The sequence below is a fragment of the Mesorhizobium sp. RCC_202 genome (assembly GCF_041355295.1).
Lineage (GTDB): Bacteria > Pseudomonadota > Alphaproteobacteria > Rhizobiales > Rhizobiaceae > Mesorhizobium.
In genome coordinates this window covers 9,542-34,141 of the sequence record NZ_JBFUPO010000006.1, presented here as the reverse complement: position 1 = coordinate 34,141, position 24,600 = coordinate 9,542, and the positions used below count along the sequence as shown (strand labels likewise).

Sequence of the window (24,600 nt, the reverse complement as noted above, 5' to 3'; positions counted from 1 at the left end):
GAGCTTGTTGGTCACTCGCTTCGGCGCATCATAGATTATAATAGCATAATGTCTACTGGCTCCGGACGGAGCCATTTCGGAGCTAGACTTTGGTGATACGCACCGTGGCATCAAGCCGCTGAAAAAGCTCCGGCCGCAGGGTGAGACCAAGCCCCGGCCCTTCGAGCGGCGCGACATGGCCGTCCTTGACCGGCGGAATGTCAGCGACGATCTCGGTGTACCATCCGGTGAAATAGGCGCGCACGGCCTCCTGGTAGTTGACGTTCGGCAGGGTCGCCGACAGCGCGCAGCTTGCGGCATAAACGATCGGTCCCGTGCAATCGTGCAAGGTCACCGGCAGTTCGCTGGCTTCGGCCATATTGGCGATCTTGCGCGCCTCGGAGAGGCCGCCGCACCAGGCAAGGTCGATCATGATCACCGAAGCCGCGCGCTTGTCGATCAACTGCTTGAACATCTGCCGCGACGCCAGCCGCTCGCTGGCGGCGATCGGGATCGCGGTGTGGCGAGCGAGCTCGGCCATGGCGTCGAGTTCGTTGTAACGGACCGGCTCCTCCAACCAGGCGACGTCATAGGCTTTCAGAGCCTCGGCGATGCGCAGCACCGGCGGCAAGGTCCATAGCCCATGCAGCTCGACCATGATTTCCATGTCACGGCCGACGGCATCACGAATTTTGTGGAAAGGTTCCAGCGCCTTGTCGAGATCGGCAAGTGAGATGCGGGTGCCGTTCGATGCCTCGGCGGCGATGTCGAACGGCCAGATTTTCATGGCGCCGATGCCTTCCGACTTCAGGCCTTTGGCGAGGTCACCGGCATTGTAGCGCCAGGCGAGCAGATCCTCGTATGGGCCTTCATTGGAATCGCCTGCCTTCAGCGACCAGTCCTCGCCGCGCTCGAACAGCGCGTTCTTCTTCGTAGCGCGGACATGCTTGTAGCCGGCGCAGGTGTTGTAGATCGGCACGCTTCTGTGCGTGCGCCCGCCAAGCAGCCGCCAGACCGGCTCGCCGAGCGCCTGGCCGTAAATATCCCACAGCGCGATGTTGACGGCGGAATTGCCGCGCACTTCGGCGCCGGAATCGCGCGCACCGACATAGACGCTGCCCAGCGTGCGGTCGTGCAGTTCGATATCGCGCGGGTCCTTGCCCAGGAGATAGGACGCGACATTGTCGTGAATGTAGGCGGCGACCGGCCCCGGCGCCCAGAAGGTCTCACCGGTGCCGATGATGCCGGCATCGGTGTGGACGCGCAGCCAGAACAGGAACGGGAATTCAGCCAGCTGCAGCGTTTCGAGCGCGACGACTTTCATCTTTTTCTCCCCATTGCGGCGGACCGTGCGGTCGACGGGACAATAGCACATCGGCGTTGACAGCCATTTATGGTACCGGTATCAATCCCGTCAAGATGGCCACCGGGAGGGGTGTTCGCTTGCCCGCCGAAAATCAGAACACGACACCAAAGAGAGCCCTGGTCACCGGCGCCGCCGGCGGCCTCGGCCGCGAGGTGGCGATCCAGTTGGCCCGGCGCGGTTGTGTTGTCGCGGTCACCGACATCAATGGCGACGGGCTCGCTGAAACCGCCAGACAGATTGGCGAAGCCGGCGCGGAAGCCGAAAGCATCGTCAGCGATTTCACCCAGGAGGGCGAACCGGAAGCAGCGGTCGAGAAAATGGTCGCGCGCTGGGGCGGGATCGATATCCTCGTCAACAATGCCGGCTATGGTGTGATCGAGCCGTTCCTCGATGCCTCCTACAAGGCCTGGACGCGTACGCTGGCGCTCAATGTTACCGCGCTCGCCATGGCCTGCAAGGCGGCGGGCCGGGTGATGCGCGAGCAGCGCTCGGGACGCATCATCAACATCACGTCGCCCGGATCGCGCATGGCGCTGCCCGATTACACCGCCTACACGGCAAGCAAGGCCGGCGTCGATTCCATCACCCGCGCTGCCGCCGTGGCGTTGGCGCCTTATGGCGTGCTGGTCAACAGCCTGGCGCCCGGCATGATGGACACCGAGATGCAGCGCTCGACCGAAGTCGACCTCGCCCGCGCCAATGGCCGCAATGACTTGCAAGCGTTCCTCGACGAGCGCACGCGCCGCATCCCGCTCGGCCGCCGCGCCGAGATCGCCGAAGTTGCCGAAGCCGTCATCTGGCTCTGCCTCGACGCGCCGAAATACATGACCGCTGAGCGGCTCAACATGTCCGGCGGGCTCGACAAGGACTGATCAGATGCCGCGAAACTCCCCACCCAGCACTGCAGACATCGGCGCGCTCGAACGCAAGGCGACGCAGTTGCGCCGCCATATGCTGACCATGGCGCGCGGCCAGGGCCAAGGCTATATCGGCCAGGGCCTCGGCATCGCCGATGCGCTGGCGGCGCTTTATTTCCACGAATTGCGTTACGACCCGCAGAATCTGGCGTGGCCCGACCGCGACCGTTTCCTGCTGTCCACCGGACACTATTCCATCGCGCTGTGGGCCGCACTGGCCGAGGCCGGCATCCTTCCGGTCGAGGAGCTCGTTACCTATGGCGCCGACAACAGTCGGCTGGAAATGTCGACCCTCGACACCACGCCCGGTGTCGAAATGATCGGCGGTTCTCTCGGCCATGGCCTGGGACAAGGCGTCGGCCAGGCGCTGGGCTTGCGCGTCGACAAATCCGACGCGCGCGTCTTCGTCGAACTGTCCGATGGCGAGATGCAGGAAGGCTCGACCTGGGAAGCGGCAATGTCGGCCAGCCATTTCAAGCTCGACGGGCTGGTGGCGCTGATCGACTGCAACGGCATCCAGGCCGATGGACCCGTGGTGCTCGACATGGAACCGGTGGCCGACAAATGGCGTGCCTTCGGCTGGCAGACATCGGAGATCGACGGCAACAATATGACAGCTGTGGTCGGCGCCCTGGCCGATGCCCGCGAACGCAATGGCAAGCCCAAGGCAATCGTGCTGCGTACTCTGCCCGGCAAGGGAGTGCCGCGCATCGAGACAAGCGAGAAATCGCACTTCTTCCGCATCGACGTGGCGCAATGGGACGGCATCATCGCCGAGTTCGAAAAGGAAGCAGCCCGATGAGCGGCACGGCGACAGAGGTCGGCCGCACGCTGGCCATGGGCCAGGACGAAGCGGTCGGCGGCGGCCGGCGGAGCGTCGAGGCTCCCTTCGGCCGGGCGTTGGCGCGGCTTGGCCAGAGCCGGCCCGACATTGTCGGGCTAACCGCCGATCTCGGCAAATACACCGACATATTGCCGTTCCGCGATGCGTTCCCGGACCGTTTCTTCAATGTCGGCATGGCCGAGCAGAATCTGGTCGCTGTCGCCGCCGGGCTGGCGCGCACCGGCAAAGTGCCGTTCGCCACCACCTATGGCGTGTTCGCGACGCGGCGCGCCTTTGATTTTGTCGCCATCGCGCTCGCCCACTCCAACCTCGACGTCAAGATCGTGGCCGGCCTGCCGGGGTTGACGACCGGCTATGGCGGCACGCATCAGGCGATCGAGGATTTGGCGCTGATGCGCATGATCCCCGGCCTCACCATCATCGACCCCTGCGACGCGACCGAGATCGAGGCGGCGACCGAGGCGATCGCCGGGCATCGGGGTCCAGTCTATATGCGGCTGCTGCGCGGCAGCGTGCCTATGGTGTTCGAGCCGGGCTATCGCTTTGAGATCGGCAAGGCGCGGCGTGTACGCGAAGGCAGCGATGTCGGCATCATCTCGACCGGCTTCATGACCGAAAGGGCACTGGATGCGGTGGATGCGTTGCGCAAACAAGGCATCTCGGCCGGCGTGCTGCACGTGCCGACGATAAAACCATTCGACGCCGAGGCGGTGGCCGAATTTTCCGCTGGCTTCAAACATATCGTCACGGCGGAAAACCACGTTGTCGTCGGTGGCCTGGCGAGCCTTGTCGTCGAGGCCTTGTTCGACACCGGCATTGCCAAGAAAGTAACGCGCATCGGCCTGCCGGACCGTTATATCGAATGCGGCGCGGTGCCGACCTTGCAAGCGAAGTATGGCCTGACCACCGAGGCCGTCATCGCAACGATTGCTGCGCTGAGTTAGGGTTCCGCATGAAGATCACCGAAATCGAGACCTTTACCGTCGGCGCCGGCTGGAAGAATTGGCTGTTCATCAAGGTCCACACCGACAATGGCATCCATGGTATCGGCGAAGGCACGCTGAACGGCTTCATCAGGACCACGGAAGCCGGTGTGCTCGAGCTCAAGCATCTCGCCATCGGCCAGGACCCGCGTCGCATCAATGCGCTGGCCAAGCGCATGCTGGACAGCGTCTCGCTCGATGGCGGCCATATCCATCGCACGGTGATCGCGGCGATCGAGGTCGCCTGTTGGGATATCCTCGGCAAAAGCCTCGGCGTGCCGATCCACCAGCTTCTAGGCGGCCAGCTGCGCGACAGCGTGCTCGGCTATGCCAATGGCTGGTACCGCACCGAGCGCACGCCGGACGCCTTTCTGGAGGCCGCGAAGGCTGTGCTGGCCAAAGGCTTCAAGGCCTTCAAGCTCGACCCGTTCGGCACGGCGCAAGGGTTCATCTCGCGCGAGGAACTGGACCTGTCCTATGCCATCTGCCGAACCTTGCGTGACAAGCTACCGAAGGACACGCTGCTCCTGATCGACGTGCATGCGCGCTTCACTGAGATCGCGGCGCTGCAGGCGGCGCAAAAATTCGCCGATCTCGACATCTACTGGTGGGAAGAGCCGACGTCGCGCGACCGTCAGGAGACGGTGCACGAAGTGGCGCATCGCTCACCGATCCCGGTGGCGACGGGCGAGATGTACGACACGGTCGGCCAGTTCTACACGCTGGCGGCGGGCGGTGGCGTCAACATCTTTCAGCCCGAGCCGATGTCGCTCGGCGGCATTACGCCGTCAATGCAGGTGGCCAACCTCGCGCTTGCCCATGGCAGCCACATCGCCCCGCACCAGAGCGGCGGCCCGGTGGCGACGGCGGTGTGCCTGCAATTGGCCGCCGCGGTGCCGAACTTCCTCATCCAGGAGCATTTCGACGCCTTCAACGACCCGTGGACGCGCGACCTCGTCACCTGGCATCCGACTGTCAATCCGGACAACGGCCATCTGTCGTTGCCGGGCGCGCCGGGGCTCGGTATCGATCTCGACATCGATGCGATCAAGGATCACCCCTACGATCCCAACGCCTACCTCAACGTTCATGCGGAAGGCTGGGAGAAGCGACTCGGACGGCGTGAAGAAACGGGGAAGCGCAGCCCTTAGACTAGCCGAAGCTCCCCTTCGTCGTCATCCTAGGGCGGAGCAAGGAGCGAAACGACGCGGCGCAGACCCTAGGATCCATGCCGGGACTCCCGAGCGTCACTGCGGTCCAGAATTCTGCTCCGCCGCACCTACGATCGAGGTCACGGCATGGATCCTCGGGTCTGCGCGTCTGCTTCGCTCCCGCTCCGCCCGTGGATGACGAAAAATGTCACGCACTCTCGCGGTCGACGATCTCGAAGCCGAGGCTGGTGATGGTCGGCACTTTGGTGTTGCCGCCGAGCCTTGCCAGGAGCTGCCGCACGGCGCGGCGGCCCATCTCGTAGCGATTGACCTTCACCGTGGTCAGCGGCGGATAGAGCTGGGCTGCGAGATCCATGTCGCCATAGCCGGCAATGGCGATTTTCCCCGGCACCGCCCAGCGCCGTCGGTGGCATTCCTGCACAGCGCCGACAGCCAGCGTGTCGCTGGAAAAGAAGATGGCATCGATATCCTTGTGGCGGGAGGTCAGCGTCACCAGCGCCTCGGCGCCGCCCTGCGCAGTGATCGGCACCTCGACCTCCATGTCGGCATGGTTCTTGATGCCGAGTTCAGTAAGGGCTGCGTGATAGCCGGTGCGGCGCTGCTGCAGACGGTCATTGCCGTGGATCGGCGTCGAGACGAAGCCGATACGCTTGTAGCCCTTGGCGGCCAGATGCATGGTCATGGCGTGGGCGGTCTCGAAATTGGAGACGCCGACCACCATGTCGATCGGCTTGCGGCCCTTGATCTCCGAAATCTCGACCACCGGCGCGCCGCTGCTCTTCAAAAGCGCGCGCGCCGTCTCGCTTTGCACGAAGCTCTGCAGGATCATCCCGACCGGGCGCCATCCAAGCAGATTGCGGATCGATTTCTCCTCGGCTTCCTGGGTGAATTCGCCCTGCACCAGAAGCATCGAATAGCCGCTCTCATGGCATTCGTCGGACATGCCTTGCACCTGTTCGGCAATGCCGGAATTGATCAGCGGCGGCACCACCGTGCCGATCATGCGGCCATTGCCGCGCATGCTGGAGGCCAGCCGGTTGGGCACGAAACCGGCCTGCTCGATCGCCTCCAGCACCTTGGCGCGCGTCTCCGGCGAGACCATGTCGGGATTGGACAGCGCGCGCGACACCGTCATCGGTGCGACCCCGACGCGCCTGGCGATCTCGCGCACGCCAAGGCGTTGCGGCTTCTTCTCGTCTGCCGGCGGCTTATCGGTCATCCACTGCTCCAACAGAGCGAGACCGCACAAAAGCGACGTTCTGTGGATCGCGCGAACCGGCCATTCATAGCGGGTGCGACGGTCGCTTTCCAGCGACACGCGGGGCCGCGGAATTTTCGCCGTTGACAAGTTATAATATTATAATCTTAATGGCCAAGAGGAGCGCGCGGTGATTGGCGCGGGTGCGTGGAGCCGGCCGCAAGAGCCAGCGACAGCACCGCCAGGGAGGTCAGGATGAACAGCGCGGCTGAGGTGAGCTCGCCGCTCCGGGACGCGCAATCGTTTCGGCGGCGGCTGATCGGCGTCATTGCCGTCGGCGAGGTCGGCGTGCTGGCGGCCATGGCCTTGCTGATCGCCTTCTTTTGGCTGCTCGAACCGGCCTTCCTGTCGGAGCGCAACATCCGCGCCATCCTCAACGTCGTGTCCTTCGTCGGCATCATCGCCATCGGCCAGACCATCCTGCTGGTAGCCGGCGAGTTCGACCTGTCGGTCGGTTCGGTCGCCGGCCTCTCCGCGGTGGTAGCCGCCAAGCTGATGACCGCGGCCGCCTTGCCGGTGACGGTCGGCATCGTCGGCGGTATCGGCGTCGGCGCGCTGATCGGCCTTCTCAACGGCCTGATCGTCGTCAGGCTCGGCATTCCTGCCTTCATCCAGACGCTCGGCATGCTGTTCATCGGCCAGGGCCTGCTCCAGGTGGTGACCGGCGGCTACCCGGTCTATCCGCTGCCGGACGCAATCAATGATATTGGCGGCACCGATCTCGCCTTCGGGCTCGGCTGGAGCTTTGCCTTCTTCATCATTGCGGCCGTGGTTGCAGACTTCGTGCTGCGGCGCACCGTGCTCGGGCGCAACATGTATGCCACCGGCGGCAACAAGGAAGTGGCGCATCTCGTTGGCATCAACACCAAGGCTTACAAGATAGGTGCCTTCATCACCGTCGGCGCGCTGTCGGCAATCGCCGGCATGTTCGTCATGGCCGATCTCGGCAGCGGCGGCACCTCGATCGGCAGCGGCTGGGAACTGACCGTCATCGCCGGCGTCGTGGTTGGCGGCGTCAGCCTGTTCGGCGGCGCCGGCACGGTGGCCGGCGGCGTCATCGGCATACTCTTGCTCAAGATTGTGCAGAGCGGCCTCGTCGTTATCGGCGTCAACTCCAACTGGCAGCAGATCGCGGTCGGCGTGATCATGGTGATGGCCGTCGGCCTCGACATAGTGCGCCGCCGCTACTTCATCGCCGGGACCTGAGCAATCGCAGCGAACATGAATATTGCGCCGGCAAAATGCTGGCGAACCAAGGGAGGTACGACATGAGAATAAATCTGAAGAACGGCCTGATCCGAGGCGCCCTTGTTGCAGCGGCATTGGCTACGTCGCTTGGTTCGACAAGCTTGGCCCGGGCGGCCGATGTCCACCTGCTCTGGGTACAGGCGATGAAGGACCACCCAGTGCATCGGCTGATGCAGGCTGGCTTCCTCAACAAATGCAAGGAACTCGGCTACACCTGCGAGGTCGTCGGCGACCCGAGCGCCACCAACTGGGACATTCCAGCAACCCTGCCGCTGGCCGAAGCCGCTCTTGCCCGTACCAAATACGACGCCGTCGGTGTCTACGGCGTCGATCCGGCGATCTATTCCTACATCACCAAGCTGGCCAAGGAAGGCTTTCCTATAGTCACTTGGCATGTGCTGCCGCCCGAAGGCACCGTCAAGGGCCTGAAGGCGGCTACCGGCGAAAACATCGCCGAGGTCGGCGCCAATGCGGCAATCGCCATCGGCGACAAGCTCGGCGGCAAGGGCACCGTGGCGCTGACGCAAGGCGCTTCCAACGATACGGAAAACGCCATGTCGGATGCCTTCCGCAAGACCATCGCGGCGAAGTACCCCGGTATCAAGGTGCTCGACACGCAGATGGAAGGTTTTGAGCCGTCGGCGGCCGAAGCCAAGGCAGTGGCCATCCTGCAGGGCAATCCCGATGTGACCGCCGCCTTCGGCACCACCGGCAACTCGATCCAGACCTGGTCGGGTGCCGCCCGCAAGGCCGGGCGCGATGTCGTCATCATCGGCATGGATTACATCAGGCAGAACCTCGACCTGGTGAAGTCCGGCGCCGCCTACGGCATCGTTGCGCAACCGCTCTATGAAGAAAGCGCCAAGGTGGCCGAACTGCTGGGCGATCTCGCCCAGGGCAAGACCGTGCCCTACAGCAATCCGTTGCCGGCCAAGGTGATCACATCAGCCGATCTCGCCCCCTATTACAAGATGCTCGACAGCGCCGGCCAGTAACGCCTGCCGCCGGGTCCGCGTCTCGCGGACCCGGCACAACGTCCAGAGAGGATCGCGTGTCCGGAGCCGCCCAAGAGCCGCTGTTTTCAGCCACCGGCATCGTCAAGAGTTTTGGCGGCGTGCAGGCTTTGCGCGGCGTCGATTTCGACGTCGTTCCTGGCGAGATTCACGCCCTGCTGGGCCAGAACGGCGCCGGCAAGTCGACGCTGGTCAAGATCCTCAACGGCGTGCATCCAGCAGGCTCCTACACCGGCACGATCCAGCTCGACGGCCAGCCCGTCAGCTTTGCCTCTCCCGCCGATGCGCGCTCGAGCGGCGTTGGCTACGTGCCGCAGGAAATCGAGGTGCTGGAACAGCTTTCGGTCGCCGAGAACGTCTTTGCCGGCCGAACCGGCTTGGGCGCCGGCATGCTCGTCCATCAGCGCAAACTCGAGCAGCGTGCAGGCGAAATCTTTGCCGACCTCGGCATCGACATCAATCCCAGGGCCTATGTCGCGTCGCTGACCTCGGCGCAGCGCCATCTGGTGATGATCGCGCGTGCCATTGTTATGAAGCCGCGCGTGCTGATGCTGGACGAGCCGACGGCTTCGCTTTCCGGAACCGAAGTCGACGCGCTGTTCAGCGTGTTGCGCCACCTGAAGGCGCAAGGCGTGGCGATGATCTACATCACCCATCGTCTGCCCGAAGTGCTCGCCATCTGCGACCGCGCCACCGTGCTGCGCGACGGCCAGGTGGCGGTACGGATCGCCCGCGAGGACTTTGATGCCGAGGCCTTTATCTTCTCGATGTCTGGCCAGCGGCTGCAGCGACTGTTTCCCGACCATGCCGCACCTGTCGGCATATCGACCGCGCTGGACGTTCGTCATCTCACCGTCGCTGGTCACAGCGGCGCAGTCCATGGCGCAAAGGACATCAACCTTTCCGTGGCTGCTGGCGAAATCGTCGGGTTGGCGGGCCTGCTGGGTTCCGGCCGCAGTGAGATCCTGCACGGCATCTATGGCCGCGTTGCCGCTGAGGGTGAAATTCGCGTCGCTGGCCAGCCTGTAACGGTCAGATCGCCAGCCGATGCCCGCGCGGCCGGCATTGCGCTGCTGACTGAGGATCGCAAGCGCGACGGCCTGCTGTTCAACCTGCCGGTCGGCGCCAACATCACCATCGGCAATCTCGCGCCCTTGTCGCGGTATGGCATGGTGCGCGGCGGGCTGGAGCGCAGCTCAATCCTCGCCGCCATGCGCGCGCTCAACGTCAAGGCATCGTCACCGCAAGCCGCGGTCACCCATCTGTCGGGCGGCAACCAGCAGAAGCTGCTGTTTGCCCGCGTGCTGATGCGGGCGCCGAAAGTGCTGCTGCTCGACGAACCGACCAAGGGCGTCGACGCCGCGACCCGGCACGAAATCTACCGACTCGTGGTCGAACTGGCCGAGAAGGGTGTGGCATTGCTCATCGTCGCGTCGGAGCTCGAAGAACTGATCGGTTTGTGCGACCGCTGCCTCGTCATCGCCGATGGCCGCATTGTCGATGAATTCAACCGTGGCGAAGGCGGCGAGGATCGCGTGCTGCGCTCGGTGACGGCAGCGCAGGCAGAGCGCCATGCGATGGCTGCACAGGTTTCACTGTGATGTTCGCCGGCAAACGTATTTTTGTCACAGGAGCTGCGACAGGCATTGGCCGTGCGACTGCCGAGTACCTGGCCATCGAGGGTGCCAAGGTTTTTGGCACCGGGCTGGATGGCGATGACGGGAGGGCACTTGCGAGCCGCCACACTGAAAGCCGGTTGATCTTCCGTGAGAGCGACCTCACCCGTGAAGACGACGTCCAGACTGCCGTGGCGGCGGCGGTCAATCGTTTCGGCGGACTTGACGCCGTCGTCAATTGCGCCGGCATCTATCCGACTGGCAAGCGGCTTGAAGAGGTTTCCGACGAGGATTGGGAGAGGACCATCGCCGTCAATTTGACGGCGATATTCCGCGTCTGCCGTGCCACCTTGCCACTGCTGCGCGCAGCGGGTGGCGGCTCTGTCGTCAACATCGCCTCCGTGCATGCCGACGCCACGGTTCCCGGCGTGCCCGCCTACGCCGCGACCAAGGCAGCGGTCGTCGGCCTGTCCCGGCAGATGGCGCTCGACTATGCCGTCGACCGCATCCGCGTCAACGCCGTGCTGGTCGGCTCGGTCGCCACGCGCATGACCCTCGACGGATTGGATGCGGCCGGCGGCGCCGAAGCGCTGGGCCTGTCCTTCGAACCCAATCGGATCGCGCGCATCGCCAACCCATCCGAGATCGCCACGGTCATCGGTTTCCTGATCTCCGACGCCGCATCCTTCGTCACCGGCAGCGCCATGCAAGTCGATGGTGGCCTGCTGGCGCGGCTTCTCTAGATCTCAAAGGGCATGAACCTAACCGTGCCGGCAGCACTCTCGTCTGGACCGAGCACGATCACGCCCTCTTCCGGATCGTCCCATCGAGCTCGGTTGAAAGCGCCCGAGGCGTTGGTCTGCGGCTCGACGCAGAAATACGGTTTTGCGGGATCGGCATAGAGCATCAGATGCTTGAAGACAGGATCGGCCTTGATACGCAGTCCGGCGCCGCGTGCCGGAAAGCGGATCGCCGCCTCGCCATCCCAGCCACCATAATCATTGTTGCGCCAGCCGCCCGGCAAGAGCCGCGCGGCTGCGAAGTGGAGTTCAGGTGGCAGTGTGACCGGATCGCCCGAAAGCCCATCGGGCTCTTCGAGATAGAAGCGCTTGGCACCGAACTGCACCGTGACGTCGGGGTCGCGATCGAACCAGGGATGCAGGCCGAAGCCGAACGGCATGGCCGCCGGCCCGGTGTTGGTCAGCGTCATGGCCACGCTCAGCCCTTCGTCGGAGACGGCGAAAGCCTGGGTCGCGCGATAGGAATAGGGATCGGCGCCGGCAACGATGTCCAATGACAGCGTGACGTTGACGGTGCCGGCTTCGGCGACAGTCCAGGCATGTTGCCAGCCGCTGCCATGGACGTTGAATCTCTCCGGCGGATTGTTGGGTTGCACCCGCCAATGCTTTGCCGCGAACACGAAGGCGTTCCCGGCGATGCGGTTGGCATAAGGCGTCATCGGGAACATGGCGACGCCAAGCACGTTGCCGGCCTCAAGATCCACATCCGACAACGGGCGCATGAGATCGATGCCACGCCAGCGCAGCACGCTCACCGAGCCGCCGACGTGCGGTACGAGCCCGACCTCAAGCGCTCCGGCCTTCAGCGTCACCAATTCAGAAATTGCGACCATAGCCTGCCATCCATCCACCATCGACGACCAGCATCTGGCCCGTCGTGTAGGTGTTGAGTGGATCGCAGAAGAACAGCACGGCCGCAACCGCTTCCTCGATGTTGCCGGCGCGGCCGACCGGCGTGTGGCTGAGCATCGCCTTGTCGCCCGAGACCAAGGTTTCATCCTCGACCGCGCCGACGCCGACGGCATTGACCAGCACCTTGGGGCCGAACTCCATGGCCAGCGTGCGCATGCCGGCCAAAATAGAGGCATTCTCCATGGAAAAGCGCGGATGACGGCGCATCGGCATGCCGGCCGTCGCCGACAGCAGGAAGACGATGCGCCCGCTGCCGCGCTCGGTCATGCTCACCGCGGCCTTGCGCGCATCGGCATAGAGCGACCGCGGATCGCCCGCCACATTTCCCGGCCGCAGTGGACAGGACATCAACAGGATATTGGCGATGTGTGCGTCGGAGCCAAGAATCCCGCCATTGCCCAGCAGCGCCGCGATCGCAGCTTCGGCAACCGGATTGCTGTCGCCATCAAGCGCTACCGTAGCGCCATCGAGATCGATTTGCATGGCATTACTCACATCATGTAGCCTGCCGTCCAGCCACCATCGACAGCCAGCACCTGGCCGTTGACGTAGCTGGCGGCAGGCGAGGCCAGGAACAGCACTGTTTCGGCGATTTCTTCCGGCTGCGCGGGACGGCCAAGCGGCACATGGGCGAGGAATTCCTGGGTGCGACCGGCGAACTTGCCGTCGTCGCCATAGAACAGCTTTGCCGTCAGCGCCGTCATCACCGAGCCCGGGGCGATGGCATTGGTCAGGATGCCTTTGCTTCCCAGTTCGATCGCCATCGAGCGCGTCAGGTGGATGATGCCGGCCTTGGCGGCGACGAATGGGCTCTGCAGCCGCATTGCGGCTAGGCCAACCACGGAGGCGATGTTGACGATGCGCCCGCCCTTGCCTGCGGCGAGCATGGGGGCGAGTGCGGCGCGGCTCATGATGTAGAGGCCGTCGAGGTCGATGCCGGTGATGCGGTCCCATTCCTCGGGAGGGAATTCATCTATGGTCACGCGGTGCGCCAGCGTGTTGACACCAGCATTGTTGACGAGGATGTCGAGTCGGCCGTAGCGCTTGATGGTTGCCTCGACCGTAGCCTGCGCCGATGCGGCATTGCGGATGTCGAGAGCGCAAGCCATCGCCACATCCAGGCCCGCGGCAACGCGCTCCGCGCCTGCCAACTCGATGTCAGCAACGACGACCGCGGCGCCATTGGCGGACAGCCGTTTGGCGATGGAACTTCCGATCGCGCCGGCCGCCCCGGTAACCAGGGCGATCTTGCCGCTCAAACTGCATCGCATGGCTCACCGTCGGCGTCTGTCTGGATTATGCTATTATAATAATAATGACTGGACAGGGAACTTAAAACACGCGGCTGGCGTATGAATTCCGCTAGCCAGGCTCATCCTAAGATGCCGTCCATCATTGCTGCCGAAGGATACGCTGACGCAAGGTCGGCTTTCTAGCAAAGCGAAGCTGAAAATGAGACCGTCCGCGCTCGACGCCGCAGGGCCAGGCAAGTTCTGGTGATCGTCTTGTTCCTTCAAATATTCGGTCGCGCGCTGTTCGAAGAAGTTGGCGCGCGCGACCGGTTCTCGCCGTCGATCACACGGTCGTGGATCGACTACTGCTCTTTCTTGAACAAATCCTGGAAGATGAGCTGGCCCCAGATGCGGCCGCGCGCGTGGACCAGCGCGCCACCCTCGTTGAGCTTTCCCAGCTTGACGGGTGCGAAGCCTAGCTGTTTGGCCAAATCCGCCACCGGAGCGATCGCGTCCTCGTCGTCGCTCGACAGAAAGACGACCCGATGGCCCCCCTCGACGATCGGATCGGTAGCCAGGGTGGCCGCAACCAGGTGATTGAACCCTTTCACGAACTTGGCGCCAGTGAACGACTTCGCGACGAAGGCCGAGGACGGGAGGCCCTCCAGCTCTTCGGGGACGGGAAACGCGTTCATCGCGTCGATGACCGTCTTGCCTTTCCAGTTCGGCAGGGCGTTCGCAACCTCGCGATGCTCCCCAAACGGGACCGCCAGGATGATTGTGTCGGCCTCGAGTGCTTCCCGCAGCGACTTGGCGACGACCGTGGGTCCAATCGCCCGAGCCTGCGGCGCCAACGCCTCCGGCGGCCGGCGGCTCGCGACGGTCACGTTGATGTTTTTACGGGCAAAGGCGTGGGCAAGGGCCTGGCCTATCTTGCCGAATCCTACAATTGCGTAACTCATAATGCTTCTCCGATCTTGTGTTGATATCGATCCCCGGCCTTCAACGGCGCTGGGTTATCCGTCCGCTGTGTGGCGGCCTTTGCGTGGTGTCTACCCGGGCATCCCGCCGGTCAGCCGCTTCCGGCGATCCGGCGCGAATTCAGATGGCCGAGAAGCCGCCGTCGACAGACAACTCCAGCCCATTCACGAAGCTTGAATCATCCGAAGCAAGAAACAGCGCGGCCGTCGCAATTTCCTCCGGACGCCCCATCTTTCCCCGCGGGATCAGGGATTCGAACATTAGCTTCGCTTCCTCGGTGAGAACCTGGTCCTGCATCGGTGTGGCGATCGGCCCCGGGTGCAGCACGTTCACCCGGATATTCCTGCCCTTCAGTTCGTTGAGCCACCCGCGGGCGAATGCGTGCAGCGCCGCCTTGCTCGCGGCATACACGCTGTAACCAGGAAAACCTTTCAACGAAGCAACCGATCCGGTCATGAAGATCGATCCGCCATCGTTGAACAGCGGCAACGCTTTTTGCACCGTAAACAGCGTGCCGCGCGTATTCAGGCCGAAGGTCGCATCGAAATGCTGCTCGGTAATCTCGCCCAGTGGGACGGCTTCGCCTGTGCCGGCGCTGGCATACAGGACGTCGATCTTGCCCTTTTCCCGCTTGACCGTGTCGAACAAGCGGTCGAGGTCGTCGAGATTGGCCGCGTCGCCGCGCACGCCGGTCACGTTCCGGCCGATCAGTTTGACGGCCTCGTCCAGCGCCTCCTGTTTGCGGCCGGTGATGAAAACATAGGCGCCTTCTTCGACGAACCGCCTGGCGCTCGCCAGCGCCATGCCGCTCGATCCACCCGTGATGACTGCAACTTTACCGTCTAGCTTTCCCATGACTTTTCCTTTCGGGTTCTGCATTTGGTCGTTCGGGAAGAACCCCGAGAGCCTGCAGATAAGTTCGCCGGAGTCAGGCGTTGAGTGCGGAAGCGCGCACATCGGTGGTGCAAAATCGATCCGGCCGGGCAACTGACACCAGCCGCGACGATCTGTGTCCGCGGTTCGGAATTGGGCTGCGCTCGTACACAGAAGCTATAATGACTGCCCGTATCGCTGTAGGATGCGTTAGAGTGCGGGCTTTGGAAGGCGCACCGCGCGGTGCGGGATTGCACCATGATCGACTGGGATGACGTTCGCTACTTTCTTGCCGTCGCGCGCGGCGGCTCGGTGCGAGCTGCCGCCGGGCGCCTCGGTGTGAACCACTCGACGGTGCTGCGACGCATCGCACAGCTCGAGGAACGCCTCGGGGCGCAGATGTTCGAAAAACTGCCTTCGGGCTACCGCCTGACGGCTGCGGGCGAGGAGGTCCTCGAGCTCGCGAACCAGATGGAAGCGTCGTCGCACCAGCTGGAGACGCGCGTCTTCGGGCGCGACCAGAGCGTGCGCGGGCTTCTGCGAGTAACGCTGGCACCGCCCCTTGCGACACACCTGCTCATGCCGGACTTCGCCGATTTCGCGCGTCTGCATCCCGACATCGAGATGGAAATCTTGTCGTTCGGCGAGCTGGCAAATCTGACCAACCGAGAGGCCGATGTCGCGATCCGCGTCGTCTACGACCGCAAAACCCTGCCACTCAATCTTCACGGCCTGAAGGGACCGGAGCTGTTCGGCGGCGTCTACATGTCTCGCGATCGGCTAGCCGCATGGCGTGCAGGCACGCCCGATCCCATCCGGTGGATCGTCATAAGCATTCATGGAATTCCGGATTGGGCCAGCGAGGGTGAGGTTCGCACCACGGAGGTTCCATTCAGGACCACGGACGCCGGGTCGCAGATCGTTGCTGTACGACAAGGGCTCGGGATCACGACGCTGCCGTGCTTCGTCGGCGATGCCGATCCTCTGCTGGTGAGGGTGCCGGGCACCGACCTGCACATGTATGGAACGCTCTGGCTTCTCACACAGGGGGAGACACGCAAGACCAAGCGCGTCCGGCTCTTCACCGAGTTCGTGTCCCACAGGCTCGCCGCCTACGCTCCACTTCTCGCAGGGCTGTCCATATCGCGCGACTGATGCCCGGCAGGTCGCCGGCGACGCTTGCCGTAATCCGGTCGGAAGCCGAGCTGCTATCGCTTGAAGCGGCGTCGGCGTTTCGTTTGAAAAGCTGCCGTACTGAACTTCCGGCCGATGGCGATTACGATTACTGACGGCGCTAGCCTCTGACTTGCCTTTTCACGCTCGTGCGTCATCACGTCGTGCGATCTTTTGGTCGTACTCCACGCAAGATCTGATCGACAAGATCGTTGCCATATCCTTCCGTGAGTGGAGCGAACCTCAGCAGCAGGCGGAGATAGATCGAGCCAAAGATAGCATCGATCAGCAAGGTAGGATCAGTGTCGGTAGAAAATTCGCCCCTTGCCTTGCCGCGTTCGACATCCGCCGCCGCCGCCGCGCGCCGTTCGGCAATGTGCTTGTCGTAGAGTTCCCGTAAGACCGCGGGATCGCTTTGACCCTCTGCAATCAGGTCGGCGAAGAACTTGCCAAACAGGCCGTTGAACTCGCCGATCAGGATACGCACCCTGCCACGCAGGGCTTCCTCCGCCGTCGCGGCTTCAACCGCATTCAATTGCCCCGAAACGCGCTCCTGGAACATCGCCATGATCAGTGCGGCTTTGTTCGGCCACCATTTGTAGAGCGTGGGTTTGCCGACCCTGGCGCGCTTGGCGATGGCTTCCATGGTCAGGTCGCGAGCCGAGGTCTCCTGCAACAGCTCGTAAACAGCATCCATGATCGCCGTGTGGGCTTCGGCGGTATCGCTCCGTGGCCGACCGGAGCGGGGTGTCGAAACGGGGATTTTGGACATGAGCCAAAATTAACAGAACGGTACGTAAAGGCAATTGACGTCGATTTATGATTACGGTACGTTTCGTTAATTGAAATCGAGCACGGACGCTCTACCAGTGGAGAGAACAGTCATGAAATCGGCAGCCGTTCAGAGCCCGGCTCGGTCCGGACCGCAGGTCACAATCCACCCGCTCACCTCTGAGGACGCTGCAACCATGGTGGCACTAGGCAGCCTCGCCATGCCAAATAAGGGTCGGATGCAGGGCATCGGAGCTCGCGTCACCTTCGACACCATCATGAGCAAGGTCGGTGCGCCCGAGGATGTCACCTATCGATCTGACACCGTGGGCGGCGTCCCGGGTTGGTGGTGCATACCAAGTGACGCCGCGGCCGGGCAGGCGCTCTTGCACTGCCACGGCGGCTGGTTCAACTGGGGCACGGCGGAGGCGTTCCGCCACTTGGTCGGGCACATAGCCGCGCGTGCCAAAACGGAAGCCTTCATCCCCGACTATCGGCTGGCCCCCGAACATCCCTTTCCGGCCGGATTGGGCGACGTTGAAGCCGCCTATGATGGCCTGGTCGCAGCGGGCACCCAGCGGATCGTCATCCTCGGCGACTCGGCAGGAGGCAACCTCGCGCTGTCGCTGCTCTCAATCCTTGCGGGCCGCTCCGACACCGTCAAACCAGCCGGAGCTGTCGCATTGTCGCCGGTGACGGACCTGACGCTCTCGGGTGCATCCTGGGAGAGCCGTGCGACCGCCGACCCGTATTTCACCCGGGTCCAGGTTGTTGAGCTGGTTCGCTCCTACCTTGCTGGTCACAACCCGGCCGATCCTCTGGCTTCGCCATTATACGGGAGCCTGGCGGGCCTTCCTCCAGTGCGCGTACATGTCGGCGACGACGAGATGCTCCTTGATGACGCTACGCGCTATTTCGAGCGGGCCGTTGCGGCCGAGGTCGATGCCACGCTCGACATTTGGAACGGAATGCCACACGGCTTTCTGTCCGGTGTCGGCCACCTGTCGGCAGCGGACAAGGCGATGGACGCGATCGGAGCATTTCTGACGGCGCGCCTGGCAGCCCGCGGGACTCAAGCCTAGCCCGAAGCTCGTCCGCTTCCGGCAAGGCGCGGCGGTTTGGGGCCAATGCGGCTATTGGGGCGGGCCGAAAATCCCCATTTGGGCGCCCTTGGCCACTGCCTCGGCCTTGCCGTAGATGCCGCTCGGCAGCGCCGTCGCCCAGCCGTTGGAAACAAGCCAGGCACCGGCGTCCTGTCTGCCCAGTCTGCAGGGCACGGCGATGGCAAAGCGCTCGGTTTCAGGCGGCACGAAGCAGCTCAGCGCTCGCCCGCGCAGCCATGAATTGAACGCGGCGCGCGCACGCTGCCCGCAGGGCCATGCGACATCGTGGAACGAACAGATCTTGTCTAGGTCGACACCACGGACCCCACTGATCGCCAGACTGCGCCCCATCGCTTCGAAGGTCACGGACGACGTGGCGATCGGACGGTAGAGCAGGACCTCGCGCCAATCCTGCGGCATTGGCGTTTTCGGAGGCACGGCCAGGCCGAGATCGCTGAGCGGCGGGCGAGCCTCGACCCGTTCGAGCTGGTCGGGATCGAGCTGCGGCGGCGCGATAAGATCCTCGGCGATCGTGCGCGCCGGCGAGCGTCGTTGCTCCGGGATTGCGAGCATGGTTGGCCGGTCGGTCTGATGATCCTTAGTGGATGGTGGCGTCGGCGTGGACTCGTCGACGGAAAGCGAACCCCTTGCCCAGACGATCAGCAGCGCGCCGGCCAGAAGCAGCACGCTTGCGAGCGCTGTCGCCAGTTGGCTGCGGGCCGGAGCGACCATCAGCCCAAGCGAGATCCCGAGGCCTGGTCAGTAAGCGGCCGTCGACTTCTCGACCAGTTTGAGCGCACCTTTCTGGACCTGATAAAACGGCATCGATCGTTCACTGGCCCCATCCGTTCGAAACCGAAACAGACCTGTCGATCCGCGAAATCCGCTCCGGTTCTCAAGGACCCGATTGCTGAAGCCGTCAGGCCCGACCGAGCTGGCAATGCCCGCGGTGAGCGCAACCATATCATAAGCGTAGGCGACATTGGCGTCGGCCGGATAATTGTAGGCCGACTTGAAGCGGTCGGCGATAGGGCCTGCTTCACTCGCATCAAGCGTGGCGATATAGGCTCCTTCGAACCCCGGTTCGAGCGGGCGTTCCAGCCAGCGGTTGGTCCCCACCACCGCGGTCGCCTTTCCCGGAATTCCTTTCGACTTCAACGCATCGAGAATAGCCGACGGGCTGGCGCCGCCGCTGGCGATGATGACCGCGTCGGGAGCATCGACGACCGCCTGCATGTCGTTGACCACCTTCGTGCCGCCGTCGCTTGCCGAGTAAGGGATGGTGACAGCAAGCGCCGCGCCATAGATGCTGAGGCCGTTGGTCACTCTTTTTTCGACAGCGGCGGCGTCCGGGCCGGCCGCGACCAGCAGAACGAATTTCTTGCGGCCCTTCGCCGCCAGGCCCGCGGCCCCGGCGGCCGCACTGTCCGCCTCGCTGAGGCGCACCGCATAGACACCCGGAGCGCCGGCGAAATCGTCGGCCAGCGCCAGCACCGGCGGATGTTTCGACCCCGACAGCTTGGCAAGGTGCTGGGCGGACGGCAGTTCGACCGGGCCGATGACGGCCTTCGCATCCGTGGTGATCGCCTTCACCGCCATCTCGCTGGCAACTACGCTGTCGCCCTTGGTGTCTTCCACCGTGAGCGTCAGCAATTTGTCGCCGAGATCGGCCATCGCCAGCTTGGCGCCATCGAGCATCTTCCTGCCGGTTTCTCCGGCGGTCCCCGGGGCCGACAACGGCAGCAGCATGGTGATCTTGGTCGGGCCGGTGCCGAGTGATTGGGCGCCTTTGGCCGGCGCGGTTACCGCACTGCCGGCCGGCACCGACGTCGCCGCGATCGCGGCCGGGTCGAGCACGTCGGAAACGTTGCTTTTCGACTGGCAGCCCGACACGATCGCCCCGATCGTGAGGGCAATCGCCCACGTCCACGAAGCGTGGACCTGCCGGCCATCCACCATAGATATCCCCAACCCCATATCGCGCCGGGTATCTCCCGGTCTGATCTTCACTTCATCTTACGCCAGACCTGACCCCGCCGTCTCGTCCATTGAGAACCGGGTGCTGATCGCACCGGTGAGCGGCTTCGGCAAGTCTTGCACCGGCTCTCATCGGCCAACCGGTGGCTTCAAAGTGCGTTCAGTTCATGTACTCGACCATGCGGTCGTGGAAGCACTCGCATTTGTTGAGCGTGTCTTCGTCTTTGTAGTTCGTCTTCAGGTAGCCATAGGCCATGCCGCAGGCGACCTTGGCTTCCGAGGCCCAGACGAAGGCGGGGCGCGAAGAGTTGATCCATTCCGAGCTGTTGGCGACGGCGACCGACTCGTCCATCAGCTTCACCACCTGGGCCTTGAGGTCGACGATGTTGTCGTTCAGCACCAGGTTGGACGTGCCGGCCGTCCGGCAATAGTCGACCGTCGGCTCGCCGATGATGTCGGCCGCTTCAAGCCCCGTCGCGCAAAGCGACAAGAGACCGGCCCCGAAGGCTACCCGCAAAATTCTGTTCATGCTCCTTACCCCGTTCCTTTCGCCCCGTTAGGCCGCGCCGTGGTGGTTGTTAGCGTGGCTGTCATCGTAAAGTATCTTCACAGCATCGGCGGCGCTATGGAAGACATAGTTTTCCAGCACCGCGACGGTGTGGTAGTTGTCGCCGCCGCCATTGGCGTCGACCTTGACTTCGGTGTTGGCCGGATTGTCCTTCGCCTGTGCGATCTCGACGAAACCTTCGGCCACCATGTTCGAGACACCGCCGAGCCCTTTGAGGAGGTTCGAAAGATCGATCTTGTCGCCGTCATGGAAGTCGGCGATCAGGTCGGTCACCTCGAGCGAGGCGAGGTGGAAGAGCTTGCTGCCGTCGGCAGCGACGGCTGGCTGCGCCGCCGCCGCGAGCGACGTATCGAGCTCGACCTCGACATAGTTGCCGGTCGTTCCGTCGGCCATCTGGAAGGTTCCGTGCCCGGTCACGGCCTGACCGTCGATCTGGTCGGCGGCGGCGGTCGGCGTCGTGCTGATCGAGGTCACGCCATTCTGGGCAAGGCTCGACAATTCGCCGGCATCGCTGATGCCGTTGGCATTGGGGTCCTTCCAGATCAGCAGGCTGCTGAACGCCGCGTCATTGTGGTCAATGACGCCGTCGTGGTTGCTGTCGAGCGAAGCCAGCGCGGCCGCGCCACTGGCAAAGTTGCCGCCGGCGAAGTTCTGCGTGAACAGTTCCTTGCCGTCGTCGATCTTGCCGTCATGGTTGAGATCCATCGCCAGCATGCCGTCATTCGATGTGTTCCAGGCGACCTGGTCCTTGTGCCCATCGCCGTTGATGTCGAACTGGACACCGTGACTGAGGTCGGAGAAGGCAAAGCCGTCATGGTTCAAGTCGAGGATGATCGGATCGGTAGCGCTGTTGTAGACGACGATGTCTGCCGCGGTGATTGCCGTAATCCCTGCCAGTGTAGTGATGTTGTCGAAGGTCGCGACCTGGGTGCGGCCAGCGGTGGTGCTCCAGTCCGCGTCGAACCAGAGTTCGCCGCGACCGGTGGTCGAGTCGAAAACGAGCGCGTAGGCGTTCGCGGCCACCCCGGCCGTCGTGGTCTGGATTTCCGCCGACGTCTGCGCGCCGCTGATTTGAACGACATGCGCCGAATCGCCCGCTGTGAGAGCGGAGATCGAGGCCCGGACCGAGAAGTCGCTGGCATTGAGGGCCGTGCCGGCGGACGTTCCCGTCGTGTTGGCGAAATTGACGCTGCCGTTGCCGGTTACGCCGGTGTCGAGAAGCCCGATCTTGTCGGTGCCGTCCGTGTAGTCCTTGACGATGTCCGTCCCGGTGTTGGTCGCCATCCGGAATTGATCTGCCCCGCCACCGCCAGTGACGGTGTCGTTGCCGGCGCCGCCATTGATGATGTCGGCGCCCGAACTGCCGGTGATCGTATCGGCGCCCGACGATCCCAGAATCTTGAACCCTTCGGTCTGGTTGGCAAGATTGAGCGTCACCGCCGACGTCAGCTGGATCGTCTCGATGCCGGTGATCTGACTGTCGCCTGTGCTCGTGAAATTGGCGCCGATTTGCAGCGTGTCGGTGCCTGCTCCACCACTCAGCAACGTATCGTTCTGAGCGCCGATGAGGGTGTCGTTGCCGGAATTGCCGACCAGCGAGTCTGCGGATGTGCCGCCGGCGATCACCGTGTTGACGCCGGTCGTTCCGTTGAGAGTGTGGTCGCCGTCGACGGTGACGCCGATCGTGCTGCTGGCCGTGTCGCCGTCATGGTCGGTGACGGAGACATTGAAGTTGAGATCGCGCGTGCCACTGTTGTCGGCGGTCGTAACGCTGACCAGCTGAACCTTGTTGTTGTTGGCGCTGATATCGTAGAACTCGATATAGTCTATGAATTTGGTGTTTGTGCCCGCGGGTATGGTGATCCCGCTTGTTGAAGGCTGGAATTTGGCGGATTCGGTGGTTCCGTCGGTATAGTGGATGACATAGGCCATCGAGTTGGCGCCGGCATTGTCGAAACTGAACGTGGCGGCGGTGACATTGGTCGATGCCGCCGCAGGCGGTGCAAATGTGCCGCCTCCATCGTAGTCAGTCACGCTGCCAAAATCGAATCTGAGCAACTCACCATTGTTGAAATTTGCATTCTGAACGCCCCAGCCTCCGGTGGACCCGTTGACCTGATCAAACACAATGCCAGTCGTGGTTGTGCCCGCGTTTGCGGCGAGCCATGCATTGAGGTCGAACGAACCGTCGGTATGCCAGCCGCTGACGATCGAAAGTTGCGTTCCACCGGCGGCGGTTAGCTGCTGGTAGTCGTGCGGTCCGGACCCGAATGACGAGCCGCCGACCAGTGTATTTGCGTGGAATGTGTCGATCGCCTTCAGTTCATTGTAGGTGTAGGTTCCATTGACCGGGTCGACCGTCAGCGTGAACACCTGGTTGGCGACGATGGTGTGGTCGCTGCCTGTATAAGCGATCAGGATGTCCGGGTGCGCCGGATCGATATAGTAGTGAACCGGGTTGCCGCCCACCGCCAGGTCGGCCGGCGCGGTATTCGCCGCCAAGCTCGCCGTGATCGGATGATCGGCGCCGCCGTCCACCGGCATTTGTCCGGTAATCGTAACGTTGGCTTCGTTGGACACCACGCCATGGTCGATTGTCCCGAGAGTCGGGACATCGTCATTGATGGTCATGGTCAAGGCTTTGATCGCGGTGGTTCCGTCGCTGTCGGTGAGAGTGACCGTGACAATGCCGCTATCCGTCGAAGCCCCCAGATCGTGCTGGTAGGCAGCTGTCTGCTTGAAGGAGTAGTCCCCCGTCACCTCGTTGAGAACAAGCACCCACGACGCGCTGGTGAGGGTCAGGATCGTCTGGCCCAGGCCGTTGGGAGAAAGCGATTGGGTTGCGGAGCCGAGACCGCCGTCATAGCTGTAGGCGAAAGGCGTTGTCGCATTCGGTCCGTCTCCGCCGAAATTGAAGCTCATCGTGCCGGTTTGGTTCTGGGCCGTAAATCCATCGGTGTTGGAATCGACGATGTTGTCGTCGCCTGCCGCGTCGCTCGTTGTCGCCGCCGCCGCCACCAGAGTGGGTGAGCTGTTGATGACTGTGATCGACAGCGTCGTGACCGATGTATCGCCGTCACCATCCTTGAGTGTGTAGGAGAACACGTCGGTGCCCGATGAATTCGGGTTAGCCGTGTAAGTGTAGCTGCCATTGGCGCCCAGGGTAAGGGTGCCGAGCGCGGTGCTGATTGCGGTTCCAACGCCCGTTCCGTTGATGACCGGGGTGCCGCTGGTTCCCGCGACCACGCCTGAAATCGAGGCGCCATCCGCGCCGAGCGTATCCGCGCCCGAATTTGTGGTGCCAACGGCGGTGATGACGTTGCCGGTCGCGACAGCGGAGACGGTTGTGTCGGTGTCATTGTGGGCGACCGGCGCGTCGTCGACGATGGTGATGGTGAGGTTGCTGCCGCTGACGGGCGTGTCGCCGTCATTGTCGGTGACGCTGACCGGGACGCTGATGGTGGTGTTGTTGGTGTCGCCGGTGTTGTCGAGCAGCGTGTAGGTGTAGTGGATCTGGCTGGTTGCGGCGTCGTACCATGCCGTCAGCGTTCCGGTGCTGTTGGAGAGCACTGTCGTCGCGGTTGCCGCGCTGGTGCCGGTGATTGCCGTGTTGTTGAGCGAGACCGAGGCGACGCCGTCGACCGAAGTCACCGCGATCACGCCCGAGGCGGTGGTGTTGGTGGCGCCGATATGCGAGCCGGCAGGCTCGGTCACGTTGCGGGCCGGCAGGCCGGCTTCATAGACCGTGGTCACGCCATCGCCCGCCGCCGGCAGCGTGACGGTCGGCGTGGCGTCGCCGATCGAGATGGTCAGC

The 24,600-nt window shown here is 63.4% G+C and carries 22 protein-coding genes; 10 read left to right on the top strand and 12 right to left on the bottom strand.

The annotated features are described in order from the left end of the window. Positions 1-82: 82 nt before the first annotated feature. The gene (locus tag AB6802_RS15400; protein ID WP_371010984.1) at positions 83-1,303 is read right to left on the bottom strand and encodes a mandelate racemase/muconate lactonizing enzyme family protein; all 1,221 of its coding nucleotides are present in this window, start codon (positions 1,301-1,303) and stop codon (positions 83-85) included. Positions 1,304-1,422: 119 nt separating this feature from the next. Here AB6802_RS15400 and AB6802_RS15395 point away from each other — a divergent pair, with 119 nt between their 5' ends. From AB6802_RS15395 to AB6802_RS15380, 4 genes are read left to right on the top strand one after another with little or no spacing between them, the layout of a single operon-like run. After that, the gene (locus AB6802_RS15395) at positions 1,423-2,217 is read left to right on the top strand and encodes an SDR family NAD(P)-dependent oxidoreductase (RefSeq protein WP_371010983.1); all 795 of its coding nucleotides are present in this window, start codon (positions 1,423-1,425) and stop codon (positions 2,215-2,217) included. Between the two features lie 4 nt (positions 2,218-2,221). Beyond that, the gene (locus AB6802_RS15390; RefSeq protein WP_371010982.1) at positions 2,222-3,064 is read left to right on the top strand and encodes a transketolase; all 843 of its coding nucleotides are present in this window, start codon (positions 2,222-2,224) and stop codon (positions 3,062-3,064) included. Next, positions 3,061-4,050: a transketolase family protein gene (locus AB6802_RS15385; RefSeq protein ID WP_371010981.1), complete on the top strand. Its 990-nt coding sequence runs from the start codon at positions 3,061-3,063 to the stop codon at positions 4,048-4,050. Before AB6802_RS15390 ends, AB6802_RS15385 begins: the two co-directional genes overlap by 4 nt. 8 nt (positions 4,051-4,058) lie before the next feature. After that, positions 4,059-5,240 carry a mandelate racemase/muconate lactonizing enzyme family protein gene (locus AB6802_RS15380; protein WP_371010980.1) on the top strand — a complete coding sequence of 394 codons (1,182 nt, stop codon included), beginning with the start codon at positions 4,059-4,061 and terminating at the stop codon, positions 5,238-5,240. A 208-nt stretch (positions 5,241-5,448) separates the two neighbouring features. Here AB6802_RS15380 and AB6802_RS15375 read toward each other — a convergent pair whose 3' ends face one another. After that, positions 5,449-6,480, bottom strand: coding sequence for a LacI family DNA-binding transcriptional regulator (locus AB6802_RS15375; RefSeq protein ID WP_371010979.1), 1,032 nt, complete (start codon positions 6,478-6,480; stop codon positions 5,449-5,451). 234 nt (positions 6,481-6,714) lie between these two features. Here AB6802_RS15375 and AB6802_RS15370 point away from each other — a divergent pair, with 234 nt between their 5' ends. The 4 genes from AB6802_RS15370 (at position 6,715) to AB6802_RS15355 (ending at position 11,139) form a co-directional block, all read left to right on the top strand. Beyond that, positions 6,715-7,725 (top strand): ABC transporter permease, encoded by a 1,011-nt coding sequence (locus AB6802_RS15370; protein WP_371010978.1) that lies wholly within the window; start codon positions 6,715-6,717, stop codon positions 7,723-7,725. 62 nt (positions 7,726-7,787) lie between these two features. Next, positions 7,788-8,762: a sugar ABC transporter substrate-binding protein gene (locus AB6802_RS15365; protein ID WP_371010977.1), complete on the top strand. Its 975-nt coding sequence runs from the start codon at positions 7,788-7,790 to the stop codon at positions 8,760-8,762. A 56-nt stretch (positions 8,763-8,818) separates the two neighbouring features. Next, positions 8,819-10,381 (top strand): sugar ABC transporter ATP-binding protein, encoded by a 1,563-nt coding sequence (locus AB6802_RS15360; protein ID WP_371010976.1) that lies wholly within the window; start codon positions 8,819-8,821, stop codon positions 10,379-10,381. Further along, on the top strand, positions 10,381-11,139 hold the full coding sequence (locus AB6802_RS15355) for an SDR family NAD(P)-dependent oxidoreductase (RefSeq protein WP_371010975.1): 759 nt from the start codon (positions 10,381-10,383) through the stop codon (positions 11,137-11,139). The genes AB6802_RS15360 and AB6802_RS15355 overlap by 1 nt, the downstream gene beginning before the upstream one ends. On the opposite strand, the gene AB6802_RS15350 is transcribed toward AB6802_RS15355, so the two are convergent. From AB6802_RS15350 to AB6802_RS15330, 5 genes are all read right to left on the bottom strand, one after another. Then, on the bottom strand, positions 11,136-12,029 hold the full coding sequence (locus AB6802_RS15350; protein ID WP_371010974.1) for an aldose 1-epimerase: 894 nt from the start codon (positions 12,027-12,029) through the stop codon (positions 11,136-11,138). The two genes, AB6802_RS15355 and AB6802_RS15350, sit on opposite strands and share 4 nt — an antisense overlap. Then, positions 12,013-12,591: an SDR family oxidoreductase gene (locus AB6802_RS15345; protein WP_371010973.1), complete on the bottom strand. Its 579-nt coding sequence runs from the start codon at positions 12,589-12,591 to the stop codon at positions 12,013-12,015. The genes AB6802_RS15350 and AB6802_RS15345 overlap by 17 nt, the downstream gene beginning before the upstream one ends. Before the next feature lie 8 nt (positions 12,592-12,599). After that, positions 12,600-13,367: an SDR family NAD(P)-dependent oxidoreductase gene (locus tag AB6802_RS15340; RefSeq protein WP_371010972.1), complete on the bottom strand. Its 768-nt coding sequence runs from the start codon at positions 13,365-13,367 to the stop codon at positions 12,600-12,602. Between the two features lie 335 nt (positions 13,368-13,702). Further along, positions 13,703-14,302 (bottom strand): NADPH-dependent F420 reductase, encoded by a 600-nt coding sequence (locus AB6802_RS15335; protein ID WP_371010971.1) that lies wholly within the window; start codon positions 14,300-14,302, stop codon positions 13,703-13,705. 139 nt (positions 14,303-14,441) lie between these two features. Continuing rightward, positions 14,442-15,176: an SDR family NAD(P)-dependent oxidoreductase gene (locus AB6802_RS15330; protein ID WP_371010970.1), complete on the bottom strand. Its 735-nt coding sequence runs from the start codon at positions 15,174-15,176 to the stop codon at positions 14,442-14,444. A gap of 276 nt (positions 15,177-15,452) precedes the next feature. Between AB6802_RS15330 and AB6802_RS15325 the strand changes: the two genes are divergently transcribed. Beyond that, positions 15,453-16,349 (top strand): LysR family transcriptional regulator, encoded by an 897-nt coding sequence (locus tag AB6802_RS15325; RefSeq protein ID WP_371010969.1) that lies wholly within the window; start codon positions 15,453-15,455, stop codon positions 16,347-16,349. 175 nt (positions 16,350-16,524) lie between these two features. Here AB6802_RS15325 and AB6802_RS15320 read toward each other — a convergent pair whose 3' ends face one another. Continuing rightward, positions 16,525-17,064 (bottom strand): TetR/AcrR family transcriptional regulator, encoded by a 540-nt coding sequence (locus tag AB6802_RS15320; RefSeq protein WP_371010968.1) that lies wholly within the window; start codon positions 17,062-17,064, stop codon positions 16,525-16,527. Between the two features lie 187 nt (positions 17,065-17,251). Here AB6802_RS15320 and AB6802_RS15315 point away from each other — a divergent pair, with 187 nt between their 5' ends. Then, a complete protein-coding gene (locus tag AB6802_RS15315; protein ID WP_371010967.1) occupies positions 17,252-18,220 on the top strand; it encodes an alpha/beta hydrolase in 969 nt (322 codons plus the stop codon). Between the two features lie 51 nt (positions 18,221-18,271). Here AB6802_RS15315 and AB6802_RS15310 read toward each other — a convergent pair whose 3' ends face one another. From AB6802_RS15310 to AB6802_RS15295, 4 genes are all read right to left on the bottom strand, one after another. Next, positions 18,272-18,973 carry a thermonuclease family protein gene (locus AB6802_RS15310; RefSeq protein WP_371010966.1) on the bottom strand — a complete coding sequence of 234 codons (702 nt, stop codon included), beginning with the start codon at positions 18,971-18,973 and terminating at the stop codon, positions 18,272-18,274. A 27-nt stretch (positions 18,974-19,000) separates the two neighbouring features. Then, positions 19,001-20,200 (bottom strand): ABC transporter substrate-binding protein, encoded by a 1,200-nt coding sequence (locus AB6802_RS15305; RefSeq protein ID WP_371010965.1) that lies wholly within the window; start codon positions 20,198-20,200, stop codon positions 19,001-19,003. Between the two features lie 178 nt (positions 20,201-20,378). Next, positions 20,379-20,747: a hypothetical protein gene (locus AB6802_RS15300; RefSeq protein WP_371010964.1), complete on the bottom strand. Its 369-nt coding sequence runs from the start codon at positions 20,745-20,747 to the stop codon at positions 20,379-20,381. Positions 20,748-20,774: 27 nt separating this feature from the next. Continuing rightward, positions 20,775-24,600: beta strand repeat-containing protein (locus tag AB6802_RS15295; protein WP_371010963.1), on the bottom strand; the 3,826-nt coding region annotated here is incomplete at its 5' end.